The sequence below is a fragment of the Uliginosibacterium sediminicola genome, from assembly GCF_039631295.1.
GTDB classification, from domain to species: Bacteria; Pseudomonadota; Gammaproteobacteria; order Burkholderiales; family Rhodocyclaceae; genus Viridibacterium; species Viridibacterium sediminicola.
This window is the reverse complement of sequence record NZ_JBDIVE010000003.1, coordinates 126,971-143,423: the sequence shown is the minus strand read 5'-3', so window position 1 is coordinate 143,423 and position 16,453 is coordinate 126,971. Positions and strand designations below refer to the sequence as shown.

Genomic DNA, 16,453 nt, shown 5'->3' with positions numbered 1-16,453 from the left:
AGTAAGGAGCGCGACGGCTGAGGGCCGCCCGCCGGGACTCCTCACTCCTCACCCTTCACTTCCACCCAACAGAAATGGACCCTTCCAGTAGTCGCCCGAGTTTTCTTGAACGTCTCTCAGCCCTGCTCACCCGCGAGCCTGAAGACCGCGAGGAGCTGATCGAGCTCCTCCACGCCGCGTACGAGCGCAATCTCTTCGATGCCGACGCGCTGTCGATCATCGAAGGCGCCATCAATGTTGCCGACATTCAGGTCCGCGACATCATGGTGCCGCGCGCGCAGATGGACATCCTCGATATCGATTCAAGTATCGACGACATCCTCGCCTTCGCGCTGGAAACCTCCCACTCACGCTTCCCGGTGGTCGGCGAGAACAAGGACGACGTGCTCGGCATCCTCCTCGCCAAGGATCTGCTGCGTGCCCGCGACACCGATTTCGATCTGCGCGAGATGCTGCGCCCGGCCGTCTTCATCCCTGAATCCAAGCGCCTCAACGTGTTGCTGCGCGAGTTCCGCGTCAGCCGCAACCACATGGCCATCGTCGTCGACGAATACGGCGGCGTGGCCGGCCTGGTGACAATCGAGGACGTGCTCGAACAGATCGTCGGCGACATCGAGGACGAGTACGACTTCGACGAAGACGCCGACAACATCATCCCCGACCAGGCTGGCCGTCACCGCGTCAAGGCCACCACCGCGATCGATGACTTCAACGCCGCCTTCGGCACCCAGTACAGCACCGACGACGCCGATACCGTCGGCGGTCTGGTGATCCAGCAGCTCGGGCGCCTGCCCAAGCGCGGTGAAGTGATCCTGCTCGACACCCTGCGCTTCCAGGTGCTGCGTGCTGACAGCCGTCGCGTGCACACCCTGCTGGTCGAGCGCCTGCCCGACGCCAGCGAATAAACCCCGGCCAAGCTTGCGCGCCCCAGCGCGCAGGCTTGGCCAATCGCATGTCACCGGTATCAGGCGCTGCCTGACAGCTCTGCTCGCCGCCATTCGTCGGCTCGCCCCGCACCCCCCGAAATCCCGTAATCGGCTGCAAAGCGCGCAGCGGCGCGCCTCTGCACGCCCTGCGCTTTATCGTTCCAGTGATTTTTATCGGATTTATAGCTTCCAATAGCCGACGGCATTAGGGTTTTCCCTAGGCTCGATGCGAAAATGCGCCCATGGATGAGTCAGACACATCCGCCGTTTTCAGAGGAATCACATCATGTGGCGCAAACTTTTCGTGCTGGCCCTTGCGGCAAGCCTGCAGCTGACGGCCCAGGCCGCCGAACTCAAAGCCTGGGTTTTGCAGGGCGATGCCTACCCCAATCACCAGGGGCTGAACTATTTTCTTGATCAGCTGCGCAGCCGCAGCAATGGCAAATTCGACGGCAAGCTGTTCTCGGCCGACAACCTCGGCGACCAGAAAAAGGCGCTCAGCATGTTCCGCAGCGGCGAACTGGACTTTGCCGTACTGAGCAATGGCGCGCTGTCGCAGGCGGTGCCGGAAATGAAGGTGATGTCCCTGCCCTTCATCTTCAAGAATGCCGATCACATGTTCCGCACCCTCGATGGCGAAATCGGCCAGAACCTCGAACGCAATCTGGCTCAGCGCGGCTTCGTGGTGCTTGCCTGGTACGACGGCGGCACGCGCAACTTCTTCTCGCGCAACAAGCCGGTGCGCTATGCCAGCGATCTGGCCGGCCTCAAGGTGCGCGTCGCCAATCGCAGCGAGTTGCAGCGCATGCTCGAAGCGCTGGGCGCCCAGTCCGTCAATCTGCCGTACGAACAAGTCCGCGCAGCGCTCGACAACGGCAGTCTGGACGCCGCCGAGAACGATATCGTCTCCTACCAGCTCTCGGAGCAGTACAAATCGGCGCGCTACTACACGATCAGCCACTACAGCGTCGTGCCCGAAGCGCTGGCCATCTCGACCCAGCTGTGGCAAAAGCTGACGCCGGCCGAACAAGCTCTGGTACGCCAGACCGCCCGCGATTCAGCCACCGAAATGCGCGCCATCTGGGCGCAGAAAACCGCCACCATCCGCAAGCAGCTGGAGAAGGAAGGCGTGAAGTTCTACGAGATGCGCGACAACTCCAGCTTCATCACCCGCATGAACAGCGTCTACTCGCCGATTCTCAGCAATCCCAGCTCGGGCGACCTGATGCTCAAGGTGATGACGCTCGGCCAGACGCAGAGCTGATCAAGCCGCGGGCGAGCACGACACGCTCAGTGAATGATGTCCAGCAGCTCGTGTAACTGCTGGATGCGCACGGTATAAACCGGCACATGCTGGGCGGGCCAGCTGCCGTGTCGCTCGACCCAGGCTGTACGCATGCCGAGGGCATTGGCGCCGATCACATCATTGACCGCGCAATCGCCGACAAACCAGCTGTCCGCCGCGCTCGCGCCAAGCATTTGCAATGCGTGGTGGTAGATCCGCGGGTCGGGCTTCTTGCAGCCGAAGCTTTCCGAGATCACGGACACATCGGCCCAGGCATGCAAAGCGGTGTTCTCGATCTTGGCACGCTGCGTCTGTGTAGAACCATTGCTGACGATGCCGATGCGCCAACCACGCGCCTCCAGTGTCTGCAAGGTGTGCAATGCGTCGTCAAAGAGCTTGGGCGCCAGCCAGGCCGTGGCCAGAAAGCTTTGCAATAACGAGGCGGGATCATGCTCGGGCAGATGCCTGGCGACCAGCTGACGAAAGAGCTCCGGCCGCGATGTGGCGCCCAGATCATCCAGCGCGATGAAATCGCGCACGAACACGTCTTCACTCACCGCAGGACACGCCTCGGCCCAAAGCCCTCGCGCGAACTTCAGCAAACCAGCACGCCGGTCAATGAGTGTTTCATCGAGATCGAAGAGTACCGCCGCTACGGACTTCATCATCCTGTTTGTTCCGTGTGCACAATCAGTTTCTATGAACCGTACCCAGCAGGGCGCGGTAGAGCGCCAGCTGCGCCGCCGCCATCGCTGGCAAGGACAGCGCGCTGACCGCCGCATGCGCATCAGCACGCAGCGCAGGCAAGGCTTGCGCATCCGTGGCCGCCGCCAAGAGGTGCGCCAGCCCGCTGGCGATGGCACCCGCATCCAGCGCATCGCAGACCACGCCGCAATCGCGTCCTGCAATCAACTCGGCGGCGCCGCAGCTGGACGAAGTCAGCAGGGGCAAGCCGCTCGCCAGCGCTTCGAGCGCCGCATTGGGCAGCGGGTCGTAGAGCGTCGGCAACGCGAACACGTCGGCGGCGCCCAGATAGGGCGTCACGTCCTGCTGCGCGCCAAGAAAGCGCACGCGGCCGGCCACGCCAAGGCGCTGCGCGAGGCGCTCGAAACGCGGCTGCGCCTTGTCCTTGCCGATCAGCCACAGTTCGGCGCCCGCCAGCTCGGCCCGCGCGAGTGCCTGCAGCAAGGGCGCCACACCTTTGCGCTCGAAACCGGAACCGACATACAGGATCACCGGCTGAGCTTCACTCACGCCCAGACGCTCACGCAGCGCCGCACGATGCTGATCGCGTAACTGCAGATTGAAGCGCGTCAGATCCACGCCGTTGTAGAGCAGATGCAGGCGCGACTGCAGGGCCGGATAACGCGCTGCCAGATCATCGCGCACCATGCGTGAATTGCAGATCACCGCGCGCAGGCGCGGGCTGCGGAACATCGCATCCTCGGCCGCCAGGGTGTAGCGATGCCAGGGCGAGACGCGCTGCGCCCAGCGCGAGAGCGGCGAGAGCGTGCGTGCGCGCAGCTGCAACCAGCTGGCATGCACGCCATCGCCGGCACGGAACAGATCACAGCCGGCAATGCGTTCGTGGCTCTGCACCAGATCGAATCGTCCCGCGCCGATCAGGCGCTGCACCGCGCGCGCAAAACCCCAGTCACGCCAGACGCGGCCGATGTGGAAGGGGTCGCAGCGCAGCAGATGCCAGGCGCTCTGCGCCGGCTGCCCGGCCCACTTGCGGGCGACCAGGGTCACGTCGATGTCATGTTCATCCAGCGCCGCGAGCGTGCGCTCGACAAAGCGCTCTGCCCCGCCAAAGGGGTTGTAGCGGCTGCGCACGATGGCCAAACGGATGCGCTGCTCCCCTCGTCCGCTTGCGGGAGAGGGGCTGGGGGAGAGGGGCGCCACAGAATCAGCCACGGGGTTTGTCATTCCCCAGCACCCGGTCCACTGCCGCCAGCACCTGAGCGACCGGAATCGTCGTCAGGCACTCCGACACCTTGCCCCCGCCGCAGCCATCCTGCCCGCAGGGCCGGCAAGGATGGGCGCTGGTCACGATCTCGTGACGCACCATCCACGGCCCCCACTCACGGTCGCCCGAGGGGCCGAACAGCGCCACGCAGGGCGTGCCGACCGCCGCTGCGATATGCATCGGCGCCGAATCGACACCGATGAACAGCTTGGCCCGCGCGGCCAGCGCGGCCAGCTCTTTGAGCGAGAGTTCGCCGGTGAGGTTGATCGCCGCCACGCCAGCCTGCGCGAGAATCGCTTCGACCATGCCGCGCTCGCGCGCATCCGGCGCACCGCTGATGACGACGGTCTCACCGCGTGCGCTCAATTGCGCCAGCAGCCCGGCACACTGCGCCACCGGCCAGCACTTGAAGAACCAGCGCGACGCCGGATGAAAATGAATGAAGCTACCCGCGGCCACGCCCAGACTGGACAGCCGCGCGTCTACGCTGGCTTCAGCGGTGGCACCCGGCACCAGGCTCAGCTTGCGGGCCTGATCCTGCGGCTGGATGCCGATGCGGCGCAGCGCATCGAGGTGGGTGTCGACGGTGTGGCGACGCCCGCCACCGACGGTCTTGTAGAGATGCGTGAAAGACTTCTTCCACCACTTGGCGCCCTTGCTGCGCACCGGCGCCACCGCCCAGCGTGCGCCGAGCAGGCGCGACAGCCAGGCACCGCGCGGGTGATCGGTGAGGTGGATGATCAAGTCATACTGGCGCGTGCGCAGCGCCGAGAGCACCGCCCATTCCTCGCGCAACTGATTCAGCGCGCCGCGCTTCTTGGCATTGCGATCCAGACTGTGCAGCTGCGCCAGCGCCGCGTGACCAGCGAGCATCGCTGCCGTATCGGCGAAGACCAGGGCATCGATCTCGCAATGCGGCGCGGCGGCCTTGAGCGCCGAGAGCACCGGTGAGGCGAGCAAGACATCACCATGGTGACGCAGCTTGATGACCAGGGCGCGGCGCACTTGGGCCAGCGGCACAGCATCGGGCAGGTAGGAACTAGGGGCAGTGGAAGCAGACATGGCCGGGATTGTCCATCAAAGTGCAACTTGCTGCACAAGCTGATGCGCCGACAGCTGCCTCCACTGCGCCTGGCCGGCCGCTGGCGCCTGCAGGCAATACAGCGCACCGAGCGGAAAGCCTTCGGCCATGAAATCCGCGCCCAGCAGCGCTGCGCGCACAAAACGCAGCGGCCCGCCGTGGGAGACGATCAGCACATCGCCCGCATTCGCTGCGAGGATCTCGTGCAGCGCCGCCAGCACGCGCGTACGGACCTGTTCGCCGGATTCCCCGCCGGCAACGCTGTAGCCCAGTGGATCACGCGCCCAGGCATCGAGTCCCTCGCGCGGCACTTCGTTCCAGCTGCGCAGCTCCCAGTCACCAAAATCCATCTCGGCCAGACGTGCATCGATCTGCGGCGCCGGATGCAGGGCCTCGGCGAGCAGCCGGCAGCGCTGCAGCGGGCTGCTGAACACGGCCAGCTCGCGCGGCAAGTGCGCCTGCGCAGCGCGCGCATGTTCGGCCACCGGCTGGCGCAAGGCGACATCGCTGCGGCCATAGCAAATGCCCTCGGCCAGGGCGACCGGCGCATGCCGCAAGAGGAACAGGCGACGCCCCATCTCAGCCTGCGACATGCGCGCAGAGCACGAGGTAGATGGCCAGCTCGCTGCACTGCTGCACCGCGCCCAGGCAATCGCCGGTGTAACCGCCGAGGCGCCGCTGCAGCAGGCGGAACCAGAACGCCAGCACCAGCAGCACGGCGCCGAGAATCAGCGCGATGCGCGCCGCACTGAGCGCGCCCGCGAGGCCCGCCAGCAGCAGCGGCAGCAGGCCGCCCAGCGCGCCGATCAGGCCCTCCGGCCAGCCCAGACCTTGCGCCACCGGCTTGGCGCGGCTGCTGTCCTCATCGCGCACATAGGGCAGGCTCAGCATCACCAGCAAGGCCGCCAGGCGCGACAGCGGATGCGCTACGAACAAGGCGAGCACAGTCTGCCCCGGCGTCAGCGCCGACAAGCAGCCCCATTTGAGCAGCAGCGCGGTAACCAGCGCCGCCGCGCCATAGGTGCCGATGCGCGAATCCTTCATGATGCGCAGCACGTCCTCGCGCTGCCAGCCGCCGCCCAGACCATCGGCCGCGTCGGCCAGCCCGTCTTCGTGAAAGGCTCCGGTGAGGCGCAGGCTGACGATCATCGACAGCAGCACCGCCACACCGAGCGGCAAATACAGCGCCACGCACCACAACACGCTGGCCACGATCAGCGCGACGAGCAGGCCGATCCACGGAAAATAGCGCGCCGCGCGATTGAGCTCGCCGGCCTCCCAACCCACCCAGGCCGGCACCGGCAGGCGCGTGAAGTAGCCCATGGCGATGAGGAAGCGGCGCAGCTCGCGCATCATTTGTTGCTGACGCCGGCGTCGGCAAAGCCAGCCATGTCATTCATCAGCGCCAGCGCCGAGCGGATGATCGGGAACACCAGGGCGGCGCCCGATCCTTCACCAAGGCGCAGATCCAGCGCCAGCACCGGCTCAACGCCCAGGAAGGCCAGCTGGCGCTGATGGCCCGGCTCGGCCGAGCAATGCGAGAACACGCAGTAATCAAGCACCGCCGGCTGCAGGGCATGCGCTACCAGCAGCGCAGCGGTGGCGATGAAGCCATCGACAACAATCAGCATGCGCGCTTCGGCTGCCGCCAGATAGGCGCCTGTCATCATCGCAATCTCGAAGCCACCGAATTCAGCCAGCACATCGAGCGGCGCCAGCGCACGCCCGGCGACACGTGCGGCAGCGCGCGACAGGAGTTCGCGCTTGCGCTGCAGGCCCGCATCATCCAGCCCGGTACCACGGCCGATGATCTCGGCCAGCGGCAGGTCGGCCAGCGCATGGGTGATCAGGCTCGCCGAGGCGGTGTTGCCGATGCCCATCTCGCCAAAGCCGATGGCATTGCAACCGGCAGCATGCCATTTGCGCAGCAGCTCGGCGCCGCAGTCCATCGCCGCTTCGCATTGCTCGGCACTCATCGCTGCACGCTCGATGAAATTGGCGGTGCCCGGCGCAAGCTTGGCATCGATGAATTCCACCTCGCTCTGCGCCGGCCCGAAGCAGGCGCTCGCCACGCCGGCATCGACCACGCTCATGGCCAGCCCGGCCTGACGCGACAGCACATTGATGGCCGCGCCACCGGCGCGGAAATTGGCCACCATCTGCACCGTCACTTCTTGCGGAAAGGCCGACACGCCAGCCTTGGCCGCACCGTGGTCGCCGGCGAACACCACCATGCGCGGCGCGAGGAGCTGCGGCCGCTCGCTGCGCTGGATCAGGCCAGCCTGCAAGGCCAGCGCTTCAAGCCGGCCCAGACTGCCCGGCGGCTTGGTACGCGAGTCGAGGCGGGCTTGCAAAACGCTCGCGAGCGAGCGGTCCAGTGCGGTGATATTGAAATTCATAGCGGTGTGTCCTTGTCGGTCGCCAGCGGTGTGGCGCTGGCAGAATCAGCAGCCGGCGCAGCGGCCTGCCAGTCGGGATTGCTCAAGGCGGTCAACACATGGTCGCGCCAGTAGCCGTTGAGCAAGAGATAGTTGGGCGCAAAGCCTTCCTGCACGAAACCCAGCTTATGCAGCAGACGCGAGCTGGCGAAATTCTCCGGCAGATGATTGGCCATCAGGCGATGCAGGCCCAGCTTGCCGAATGCATGCTCGATCACCAGCTCCAGCGCCTCACGCGCCAGACCCTGGCCACGCTCTGCGTGATCCACGCCAAAGCCCAGATAGGCGGCCTGGAAGACGCCGCGCACGATCTCGCTGAGCGTCACATGGCCGATCACGGCGCGCGCGGCATCATCGCGCCGGCGCAGCAACCAGGTGCAGGCACGGCCAGCCAGCAGATCCTGCTGTGCCTGCTGCGCGCGTGCCTGGGCCGCCGCGAGGCTAAACCAGGCTTCGTCGCGCCGCGGCGACAACGGCGCGAAATGGCGCCGGTTGCGCAGCTCGTAGTCCAGCCAGGCCGCTGCATCCGCCTCACTGGCGGTGCTCAGCTCCAGTCGAGCCGTGAGCAGCAGCCCGCGATTCATCGCGCTGCCCCTGTCTTGAGATGCAGTGGCAGGCCTGCAGCAACCAGGGTTACCTTGTCGCAGAGCCGCGCCAGCTGCTGGTTGAGCCGCCCCTGCTCGTCACGGAACAGGCGCGCCAGCTTGTTCTCCGGCACGATGCTCCAGCCCACTTCGTTGGACACCATCAGCAGCGTGCCCTGAGCGCTCGCCACCGCGGCGGACAAATCCTCAAGCTGGGCGGGCAACGTATCAGGCTGCGTGCAGAGAATATTCGATAGCCATAGCGTCAGGCAGTCGACCAGCACGCAGGCGCCGGCCTGCGCTTCGCTGCGGATCGCTGCGGGCAGGGCCAGCGGCGCCTCGACCACACGCCAGTTGGCCGGGCGCTCGGCACGGTGTTTGGCGACGCGCTCGGCCATTTCCGCATCCAGCACTTCGGCGGTGACGATCAGGCACACCTCGCCGCTGTGCGCCAGCGCCAGATCCTGGGCAAAGCGGCTCTTGCCCGAGCGCGCGCCGCCGATCACCAGATGCCTCATTTGCCCTGCCTCGCGGCATCCAGCGCCGTGCACATGGCTTGCGCCGCATCGAGAATGCGCGGGCCGTGGCGGCTGATCTGGTCGCCCGGCACCATCCACAGCTGACGATTGCGCACCGCGTTGAGACTGCCGAACTGCAGCCAGTTTTCCATCCGCGGCTCGTTCATGGCGCGTCGCGCGCCCTGCTCACCCGAGCTGCCCATACTTGCGCTGACGATGACATCCGGGTTAGCTGAGACGACGCTTTCGGTCGAGATCTGCGGCACCAGCATAGGCTCCTTGCCGAACACATTGATGCCACCGCAGAGGCCGATCACATCGGAGATAATCTGCTGGTCGTTGATCGTCATCAGCGGCTTTTCAGCGATCTGGTAGAACACGCGCAGCGGCTTGCGGCCCGCGTAGGTGGCGCGCAGCTTGTCGTGGCGCTGACGGAAGCGCTCGGCCGCCTGTTGCGCCTGCGCTTCGCTGCCGAGCAGCTGGCCGATGCGTAGCAGGGTGCCGGGGATATCGGCGATGTGATGCGGCTCCAGATAGAACATCGGAATGCCGAGGGTGCGCAGTTTCTCGACTTCGCGCAGCGCATTGCCGTGGAACCACACCAGCACCAGATCGGGCTTGAGCGCCGCAATGCGCTCCAGATCCAGGCGCTGGTTATTGCCGATGCGTTCGATCTTCAGCGCCGCCGGCGGGTAATCGCTGTATTCAACGGCACCAACCAGACGATCACCGCCACCGGCCTCGTAGAGCATTTCGGTGAGACTGGGCGCCAGCGAGATGACCCGCCGCGCCGGCTGGGCAAGTGTCAGCACCTGGCCGCTGTCGTCACGCAGGCTGATGCGGCTGTCGGCGGCCGACACGCACGCGGCGCCACACAGGGCCAGGCTCAGCAGCGTGCAGCGATAAAGATTGGCAAGACTCATCTCAAACTTTCATCCAGTTCAAGGCGGAACCAGCGCACCGCCCCCTCATCACGCGCGCTGACCGGCACGCCATACGCATTCTGCAAGGCAGCAGCGTTCAACACCTCTTCGCGTGTGCCGCTGCAATAACCACCACGCCCGTCGAGCAGCAAGGCGTGGCTCGCCAGGGTCCAGGCCAGGTTCAGATCATGCACGGCAGCGATCACCATGCCGCCCTGCGCTGACCAGGTTTTGAGCCAGCGTTGCAAGGATGCCTGATGTGCCCAGTCCAGATGCGCCGTCGGTTCGTCGAGCAGCAGGATGGGCGCAGCCTGCGCGCAAGCCGTGGCCAGCGCAACGCGCTGGCGTTCGCCACCGCTCAGGGTCCGCACATCGGCGTCGGCCAGATGTGCGGCATCGAGCAGCTCCAGGCTGCGCTGGGCCAGCGCGCGACAATCCGCCATGCGCGCATCGGGCTGACTGACCAGGGCAGCGCTGGCCACGGTCTCCCAGGCGCTGACCGCGAAGGGGTCGAGCCAGAACTGCGGGCACCAGGCGCGCTGCCGCGCCAGGGCTTGCGGCGTCCAGCTCGACAACATCTTGCCGCCGAGTACGATGCCGCCACGCGTGGGCGTACTCAGGCCAGCCAGCGCTGCCAGCAAGGTCGATTTGCCGGCGCCATTGGGGCCCAGCACCACCCAGCGCTCGCCGGCGCGGCAGTGCAGATCGAGCCTGTCGATCAGCACACGGCCATCCGCCCGGCCGCCCGCACGCAGCTGCAAGGCATCGATCAGCAGGGGCAAAGCGGGCGACATCACAGGCACGCTCATTTATGGGCTCCGCGACGCAACAGCAGCAGCAGGAACACCGGCACGCCGACGGCGGCCGAAACCACGCCCACCGGCAATTGCGAGGGCGCGATCACGGTGCGCGCCACAGCGTCGGCGAGTACCAGGAAGACGCCGCCAAACAGCGCCGAGAAAGGCAGCAGCCATTGCGCGGCACGCAAGCCAAGCAAGCGGATCACGTGCGGCGCCACCAGACCGACAAAGCCGATGCTGCCCGCCGTCGCCACGGCGGTGCCCACCGCGATGCAGGAGGCGAGGATCGCCAGCCGCCGCCGCCGCGCCACCGGCACGCCCAGGGTCCAGGCCCAGCCGTCGCCGCGCGACATCAAATCGAGCTCGCGGGCATGCGGCAAGGCCAGCAGCATGGCCAGCAACAAGCCGGCCCACACCGGCCACCAGTGCGTGACGCCGTTGAGATCGCCGAGCAGCCAGAAGACCAGATTGCGCAATTGCTGATCACGCGCAATCGCCAGCATGAAAGAGACGGCCGCGCTGCTGGCTGCGCCGATCATCGCGCCGACCAGCAGCATGACGATGCTGCCCGACTGCGCGCCGGGCAGCAGGCCGCGCCCCATGCCGCGCCAGGCCAGCAGAAAGACCAGCGAGGTACTCAGCAGGGCGCCCAGCATGGCACCCAGCTCCGGCGCAAAGGCGAAGCTTGCCGGCAGCAGCATCAGGGCGACCAAGGCGCCGACCGAGGCGCCGCTGGTGACGCCCAGCACATGCGGATCGCTGAGCGGATTGCGCGTCACCAGCTGGATCAGGGCACCGCCCAGCGCCAGCGCCGCACCGGTGCCGAAGGCGGCCATCACACGCGGCACGCGGATCATCCAGACGATCTCCGGCGAGGTCCAGCCCCAGCCGGACGAGCCCAGCATCAGGCCCAGCCACAGCACCAGCGGCACGGTAATGGCGGCCAGCAAGCTGGCCCGCAGCAGAGGCGGCGGCTTGAGTGTCACGCGGCCTGCTCCACGCTGTGCTTGAGAATCGCCATCAGTTTGTCCGTATCCATGTAATCCGCGATGGTATCAGCCAGACGCTCGATACTCGCCTCACGCTGCGCAGCCAGATCCGGCGAACGCGGCGCCACCAGGCCCGCCCAGGCAAGCAAGGCATCGCAAGCGGCGGGCTGATCGAAAATGCCATGCACGTAAGTACCGAGCACCAAGCCATCCTCGGACAGCGCACCATCATTCAGCTCACCGATCTGCGCGACAGGCCGCGCCAGCGCAGGCCCTTCGCTGACGCCGGCATGAATCTCGTAACCGCTGAAGGCTGCATCGCACCAGCTCAGCTTGCCCGCCACATTGCGCAGCTGCTTGTGCGGCAGCAGGGTCGTGCGCATCGCCAGCCAGCCCAGCCCGGCGCTGTCGCCCGCAGCGCCCTCGATGCCTTGCGGATCACTCAGCGTCTGCCCAAGCATCTGGAAGCCGCCACAAATGCCGATCAGCTTGCCGCCATAGCGCAGGTGGCGCGCAATCGCCGCCTCCCAACCCTGCGCGCGCAGGAAGGCCAGATCGGCCCGCACGGCTTTCGAACCGGGCAGTACGATCAGATCGCAGGCGGGAATTTCCTGGTCCGGGCCGATGAAGCGGAAATCGACTTGCGGGTGGCTGCGCAGCGCGTCGAAATCAGTGTGGTTGCTGATGCGCGGCATGACGGGCGCGATGACGCGCAATGGCTGAGCAGCGCTTGGGACGGGCACTACTTCGCGTGAAATCCCGTCCTCCGCTTCGAGCTGCAAGCCATGCAGATACGGCAGCACGCCGAGCACCGGTTTGCCGGTGCGTTCCTCCAGCCAGTCGAGCCCGCTTTGCAGCAGGGCGATGTCGCCACGGAAGCGGTTGATGACGAAGCCCTTGACCCGCGCCTGCTCGGATTCGGACAGCAGCGCCAGTGTGCCGACCAGGTGCGCGAAAACGCCGCCACGGTCGATGTCGGCCACGATGATCACCGGGCAATCGACGGCTTCGGCAAAGCCCATATTGGCGATGTCATTGGCGCGCAGATTGATCTCGGCGGGAGAGCCGGCGCCTTCGACGATCACCGCTTGATACTGGGCACGCAGGCGCGCAAAAGACTCCAGCACGGCTGCGCGCGCCGTCGATTTGTAGGCGTGGTAGTCGAGCGCATCCATGTTGCCGATGGCATGCCCTTGAATGATCACCTGCGCGCCGACATCGCTATTCGGTTTGAGCAGCACCGGGTTCATGTCGGTATGCGGCGCGATGCGGCAGGCCGCCGCTTGCGCCGCCTGGGCACGGCCGATTTCGCCGCCATCGCTGGTCACCGCAGAATTGAGCGCCATGTTCTGCGGCTTGAAGGGCGCCACCTGCAGGCCCTGACGCAGCAGCCAGCGGCACAGCGCGGCGACCACGGTGCTCTTGCCTGCATCCGAAGTGCAGCCTTGCACCATCAGCATCTGCGCGGGTGTCTGGGCACTCATGCCATCACCTCGCCGAGCACGCGATCCAGTTGCTGCCAGCCCGCCTCGCTGCCCGGCAGGCCAAAGCGCAGGCCGTCGCTGAATGGCCGCACCAGCACGGCGCGCTGCGCCAGTGCCGTGAACAGATCCGCCGCCCGCGCGCTGGGCACCCAGCGGAACAGGCCGCAGCCCTGTTCGGCATCGAGACCATGCGCAGCAAGCAGCGCACGCAGGCGTTCGCTGTCGGCGTGCAGACGCGCGCGTGTCGCCTCGCACCAGGGCTTATCCATGATGGCGCGTTGCGCCACCCAGCGCGCCGGGTGGCTCAAGGCCCAGGGGCCGAGCAGGCTGCGCAGTTCGCCAAGCAAGTCCGCTTCGGCGATGACAAAGCCGGCACGCAGCCCTGCCAGACCCCAGAACTTCCCCAGCGAGCGCAGCACGATCAGGCCCGGATGGGCGCCGTCGCCGGCCGCTGCAACCACGCTCAACGCCGGTTGCAGCTCGACAAAGGCTTCATCGACCAGCAACCAGCCGCCCCGCGCCTGCAAGCGCGCATGCCATGCCAATAAGACTTGCGGTTCGATGCAGGCGCCCGTCGGATTGTTCGGATTGACGACGAGCAGCACGTCGAGGCGATCAATCTGCTCGGCAACATCGCTGGCGGCAAGCGGCAACACCGTGTGACCCGCACTTGCCCAGGCCCTGGCGTGCTCGGCGTAACAGGGCGAGACGATGCCGACGCGACTCTGCCCACGCAGTCGCGGCAGCGCCTGCAAAGCGGCCTGAGAACCTGCCACGGGCAACACGGCCGTGCTGCCAAAATAAGCCACGGTGGCCATGTACAAACCGTCGTTCTCTTCCGGCAGGCGCTGCCAGACCGTGGCCGGCAACTCCGTCACCGGCCAGCCCTGCGGGTTGATGCCGGTCGACAAATCCAGCCAGTGATGCAGCGGGATGTGAAAGTCATGCGCAGCCGCGCGCAAGCGCCCGCCATGTTCAAGTAATTCAGACACGCAACAGACTCCCGCTCAGGCAGAGCACACAGATCAGGCCGCACCACAGCCACAGCGCCACACGCACCAGGCGCAGGGCACGGGCAATATCCGCCGCCTGGGGCGATGCGCCACAGCCCAGCGGCGGGCGCTCTTCCAGCGCACCGTGATAGATCGCCGGCCCACCCAGCGCCAGGCCCAGGGCGCCCGCGCCAGAGGCCATCACCGGGCCGGCATTGGGGCTGTCCCAGGCCGGCGCCTGCTCACGCCAGCAGCGCAGCGCCTGGCGGCACTCACCACCCAGGGCATAACTCAGCGCGGTCAGCCGCGCGGGCAGCAGATTGAGCAAATCGTCGACGCGCGCGGCGGCCCAGCCAAAATACAGCAGGCGCGGCGTGCGGTAGCCCCACATCGCATCCAGGGTATTGGCGAGGCGGAACAGCAGCGCACCGGGGCCACCGAGCAGCGCAAACCAGAACAAGGTAGCGAAGATCGCGTCATTGCCGTTCTCGAGGACCGACTCCACCGTCGCGCCGGCCACCTGTGCAGCGTCGAGCCGGCGCGTGTCGCGACTGACGATGCGCGACAGCGCTGCACGCGCGGCCGCCAGATCGCCCGCCAGCAGCGGCGCGGCGACCGCCCGCGCATGCTCGCCCAGACTGCGTGCGCCGAGCGCGAAGTAGAGCAGCAGTGCATCGAGCAGCCAGGCCGCCTGCGCGAGCCAGGCCTTGAGCAGCAGTGCCAGCACCAGCCATGGCAGCACGGCGAGCAGCCAGCTGGCTACACCCACCAGACGCGCCAGCGCTGCGGGCTGCGCACGATTGCTGCGCGACTCAAGCCACTTGGCATACATACCAAAACCCACCAGCGGATGCCAGCGACGCGGCTCGCCCAAGGCGGCGTCGAGCAGCACACCGAGCACCAAGGCCAGCGCCAGCATCATGCGCGGTTCTCCGCCCAACTGCGGATGATGCTCGCGATTTGCCGCAAGCCATCACTCAGTGCAGCCGGCCCCGGCTGCAGGATGTCGCAGGACTTGATCTCGAACAGCTGGCCATCGCGCACGGCCGGAATCGCCTCCCAGCCTGATCGCGCGGCGAGCTGTTCGGGGCGAAATTTCTTGCCGCACCATGAACCGATGATGATGTCCGGCGCGCGGCGCAGCACTTCGAGCGGATCGGCAATGATGCGCAGCTTGGCGCCCTTGTGCTGCTTGAGTTCCGGGAAGCATTCCTCGCCGCCCGCCAGCACGATCAGCTCGGCCACCCAGCGGATGCCGGAGATCAGGGGCTCGTCCCATTCCTCGAAATACACACGCGGTTTGCGCGGCAGGCTGGCTGCGGCTGTGCTCACTTCGTCGATGCCCTGCTGCAGCTGGGCGACCAGGGCCTGCGCTTTGTCAGGCACGCCAGCGAGGGCGCCAACGGTGTAAATGGTCTGCAGAATTTCCTCGACGCTGCGCTGATTGGTGATCAGCACATTCACGCCGCTGCGGATCAGCTGCGCGGCGATGTCGGCCTGCAAGTCGGAGAAGCCGATCACCAGATCGGGCTCCAGCGCGAGAATCGCATCGATCTTGGCGCTGGTGAAGGCCGAGATTTTCGGCTTCTCCTTGCGTGCCCGCTCGGGCCGCACGGTGTAACCGGAAATGCCGACAATGCGCGCTTCCTCGCCCAGTAGGTAGAGCGTCTCGGTCGTCTCTTCGGTCAGACAGACGATGCGTTGTGCGCCGTTCATGGTTGTTCCACCAGAATCAATTTGCCTGTTTTCGGATCACGGTAGACCTTGCCGACCGACAGGTAGCCCTCGGCGCCACCTTCGAGCGCACGCGTCGCCTCGGGCAGCGCCTTGACGCGGCTGACCTCACTGACGGCCGCCTGCTGCGCCGTCTGCGTGTGGCTGATCGCCGCCAGCAAGCCGCAGGCAAAGACCAGCATCACATCGACCAAATTGACCAGGCTGGCGCGCGGATCCTCATCGTCGCCGTCAAAGCGGGTGCGCAAACGACGGCGTTGATTCGCCAAAACGTGGCGCTGACTCATGCCTGCTCCATGCGTTCGAGCAATTCTTCGTACCAGCGGCGACGCAGGCGTCCGATCCACAAGCCGGCAATGCCGGCGACCAAACCGAGCACCGTCGCATCGAACGCCACCGTGACCGCCTTGGCCAGCGCGGCCGGATCGCCCTGCCCCAGCGCCGCCAGGCCGGGCCCGAGCGGAATGATGGTGGCCATCAAACCGAGCATCGGCGGAATCCGCGCCAGCAGATCGCTGCGCTCGATCCGCCGCCGTGCGAGGCGCTCGACGCGGGCCGCATCGGCGCTGGCTTCCAGCAGGCGCAGGCCGCGAAAGCGCTCACCCAGGGCGATCCCCGCCTCGATCAGGGCGGCAATGCAGGCCAGCAGCAACACCGCAATCGCCAAGGGCAGCAGGGCGCTGACCAGGCTGTGTACCCAGGCGAGATTGAGCAATGTGTTCATGACTAT

At 66.4% G+C, this 16,453-nt stretch carries 19 protein-coding genes; 2 read left to right on the top strand and 17 right to left on the bottom strand.

Annotation, left to right across the window (positions count from 1 at the left end):
- Positions 1–74 precede the first annotated feature (74 nt).
- The gene (locus tag ABDB84_RS07650; protein ID WP_345919118.1) at positions 75–905 is read left to right on the top strand and encodes a CorC family transporter; all 831 of its coding nucleotides are present in this window, start codon (positions 75–77) and stop codon (positions 903–905) included.
- A gap of 307 nt (positions 906–1,212) precedes the next feature.
- Positions 1,213–2,190: a TRAP transporter substrate-binding protein DctP gene (dctP, locus tag ABDB84_RS07645; protein ID WP_345919117.1), complete on the top strand. Its 978-nt coding sequence runs from the start codon at positions 1,213–1,215 to the stop codon at positions 2,188–2,190.
- 26 nt (positions 2,191–2,216) lie between these two features.
- Here dctP and ABDB84_RS07640 read toward each other — a convergent pair whose 3' ends face one another.
- From ABDB84_RS07640 to ABDB84_RS07560, 17 genes are read right to left on the bottom strand one after another with little or no spacing between them, the layout of a single operon-like run.
- The gene (locus ABDB84_RS07640) at positions 2,217–2,879 is read right to left on the bottom strand and encodes an HAD family hydrolase (protein ID WP_345919116.1); all 663 of its coding nucleotides are present in this window, start codon (positions 2,877–2,879) and stop codon (positions 2,217–2,219) included.
- Positions 2,880–2,901: 22 nt separating this feature from the next.
- Entirely contained in the window at positions 2,902–4,128 is a 1,227-nt protein-coding gene (locus ABDB84_RS07635) for a glycosyltransferase family 4 protein (protein WP_345919115.1), read from the bottom strand.
- Positions 4,121–5,242 (bottom strand): putative lipopolysaccharide heptosyltransferase III, encoded by a 1,122-nt coding sequence (gene rfaQ / locus ABDB84_RS07630; RefSeq protein WP_345919114.1) that lies wholly within the window; start codon positions 5,240–5,242, stop codon positions 4,121–4,123. Before rfaQ ends, ABDB84_RS07635 begins: the two co-directional genes overlap by 8 nt.
- 15 nt (positions 5,243–5,257) lie before the next feature.
- Entirely contained in the window at positions 5,258–5,854 is a 597-nt protein-coding gene (locus tag ABDB84_RS07625; protein WP_345919113.1) for a histidine phosphatase family protein, read from the bottom strand.
- On the bottom strand, positions 5,841–6,617 hold the full coding sequence (locus tag ABDB84_RS07620) for an adenosylcobinamide-GDP ribazoletransferase (protein ID WP_345919112.1): 777 nt from the start codon (positions 6,615–6,617) through the stop codon (positions 5,841–5,843). The genes ABDB84_RS07625 and ABDB84_RS07620 overlap by 14 nt, the downstream gene beginning before the upstream one ends.
- Positions 6,614–7,660 (bottom strand): nicotinate-nucleotide--dimethylbenzimidazole phosphoribosyltransferase, encoded by a 1,047-nt coding sequence (gene cobT / locus ABDB84_RS07615; RefSeq protein WP_345919111.1) that lies wholly within the window; start codon positions 7,658–7,660, stop codon positions 6,614–6,616. The genes ABDB84_RS07620 and cobT overlap by 4 nt, the downstream gene beginning before the upstream one ends.
- Positions 7,657–8,283, bottom strand: a complete 627-nt coding sequence (locus ABDB84_RS07610) for a GNAT family N-acetyltransferase (protein WP_345919110.1) — start codon at positions 8,281–8,283, stop codon at positions 7,657–7,659. Before ABDB84_RS07610 ends, cobT begins: the two co-directional genes overlap by 4 nt.
- Positions 8,280–8,801, bottom strand: coding sequence for a bifunctional adenosylcobinamide kinase/adenosylcobinamide-phosphate guanylyltransferase (gene cobU / locus ABDB84_RS07605; protein WP_345919109.1), 522 nt, complete (start codon positions 8,799–8,801; stop codon positions 8,280–8,282). The genes ABDB84_RS07610 and cobU overlap by 4 nt, the downstream gene beginning before the upstream one ends.
- Positions 8,798–9,724, bottom strand: coding sequence for a cobalamin-binding protein (locus tag ABDB84_RS07600; RefSeq protein ID WP_345919108.1), 927 nt, complete (start codon positions 9,722–9,724; stop codon positions 8,798–8,800). Before ABDB84_RS07600 ends, cobU begins: the two co-directional genes overlap by 4 nt.
- Positions 9,721–10,533, bottom strand: a complete 813-nt coding sequence (locus ABDB84_RS07595) for an ABC transporter ATP-binding protein (RefSeq protein WP_345919107.1) — start codon at positions 10,531–10,533, stop codon at positions 9,721–9,723. Before ABDB84_RS07595 ends, ABDB84_RS07600 begins: the two co-directional genes overlap by 4 nt.
- A complete protein-coding gene (locus ABDB84_RS07590; protein WP_345919106.1) occupies positions 10,530–11,510 on the bottom strand; it encodes a FecCD family ABC transporter permease in 981 nt (326 codons plus the stop codon). Before ABDB84_RS07590 ends, ABDB84_RS07595 begins: the two co-directional genes overlap by 4 nt.
- Entirely contained in the window at positions 11,507–12,997 is a 1,491-nt protein-coding gene (locus ABDB84_RS07585) for a cobyric acid synthase (RefSeq protein ID WP_345919105.1), read from the bottom strand. The genes ABDB84_RS07590 and ABDB84_RS07585 overlap by 4 nt, the downstream gene beginning before the upstream one ends.
- Positions 12,994–13,989 carry a threonine-phosphate decarboxylase CobD gene (gene cobD / locus ABDB84_RS07580; RefSeq protein WP_345919104.1) on the bottom strand — a complete coding sequence of 332 codons (996 nt, stop codon included), beginning with the start codon at positions 13,987–13,989 and terminating at the stop codon, positions 12,994–12,996. Before cobD ends, ABDB84_RS07585 begins: the two co-directional genes overlap by 4 nt.
- Positions 13,982–14,911 carry an adenosylcobinamide-phosphate synthase CbiB gene (gene cbiB / locus ABDB84_RS07575; protein ID WP_345919103.1) on the bottom strand — a complete coding sequence of 310 codons (930 nt, stop codon included), beginning with the start codon at positions 14,909–14,911 and terminating at the stop codon, positions 13,982–13,984. Before cbiB ends, cobD begins: the two co-directional genes overlap by 8 nt.
- Positions 14,908–15,705: a cobalamin-binding protein gene (locus ABDB84_RS07570; protein ID WP_345919102.1), complete on the bottom strand. Its 798-nt coding sequence runs from the start codon at positions 15,703–15,705 to the stop codon at positions 14,908–14,910. Before ABDB84_RS07570 ends, cbiB begins: the two co-directional genes overlap by 4 nt.
- A complete protein-coding gene (locus tag ABDB84_RS07565) occupies positions 15,702–16,010 on the bottom strand; it encodes a DUF2149 domain-containing protein (RefSeq protein ID WP_345919101.1) in 309 nt (102 codons plus the stop codon). Before ABDB84_RS07565 ends, ABDB84_RS07570 begins: the two co-directional genes overlap by 4 nt.
- Positions 16,007–16,447, bottom strand: coding sequence for a MotA/TolQ/ExbB proton channel family protein (locus ABDB84_RS07560; protein WP_345919100.1), 441 nt, complete (start codon positions 16,445–16,447; stop codon positions 16,007–16,009). Before ABDB84_RS07560 ends, ABDB84_RS07565 begins: the two co-directional genes overlap by 4 nt.
- Positions 16,448–16,453 lie beyond the last annotated feature (6 nt).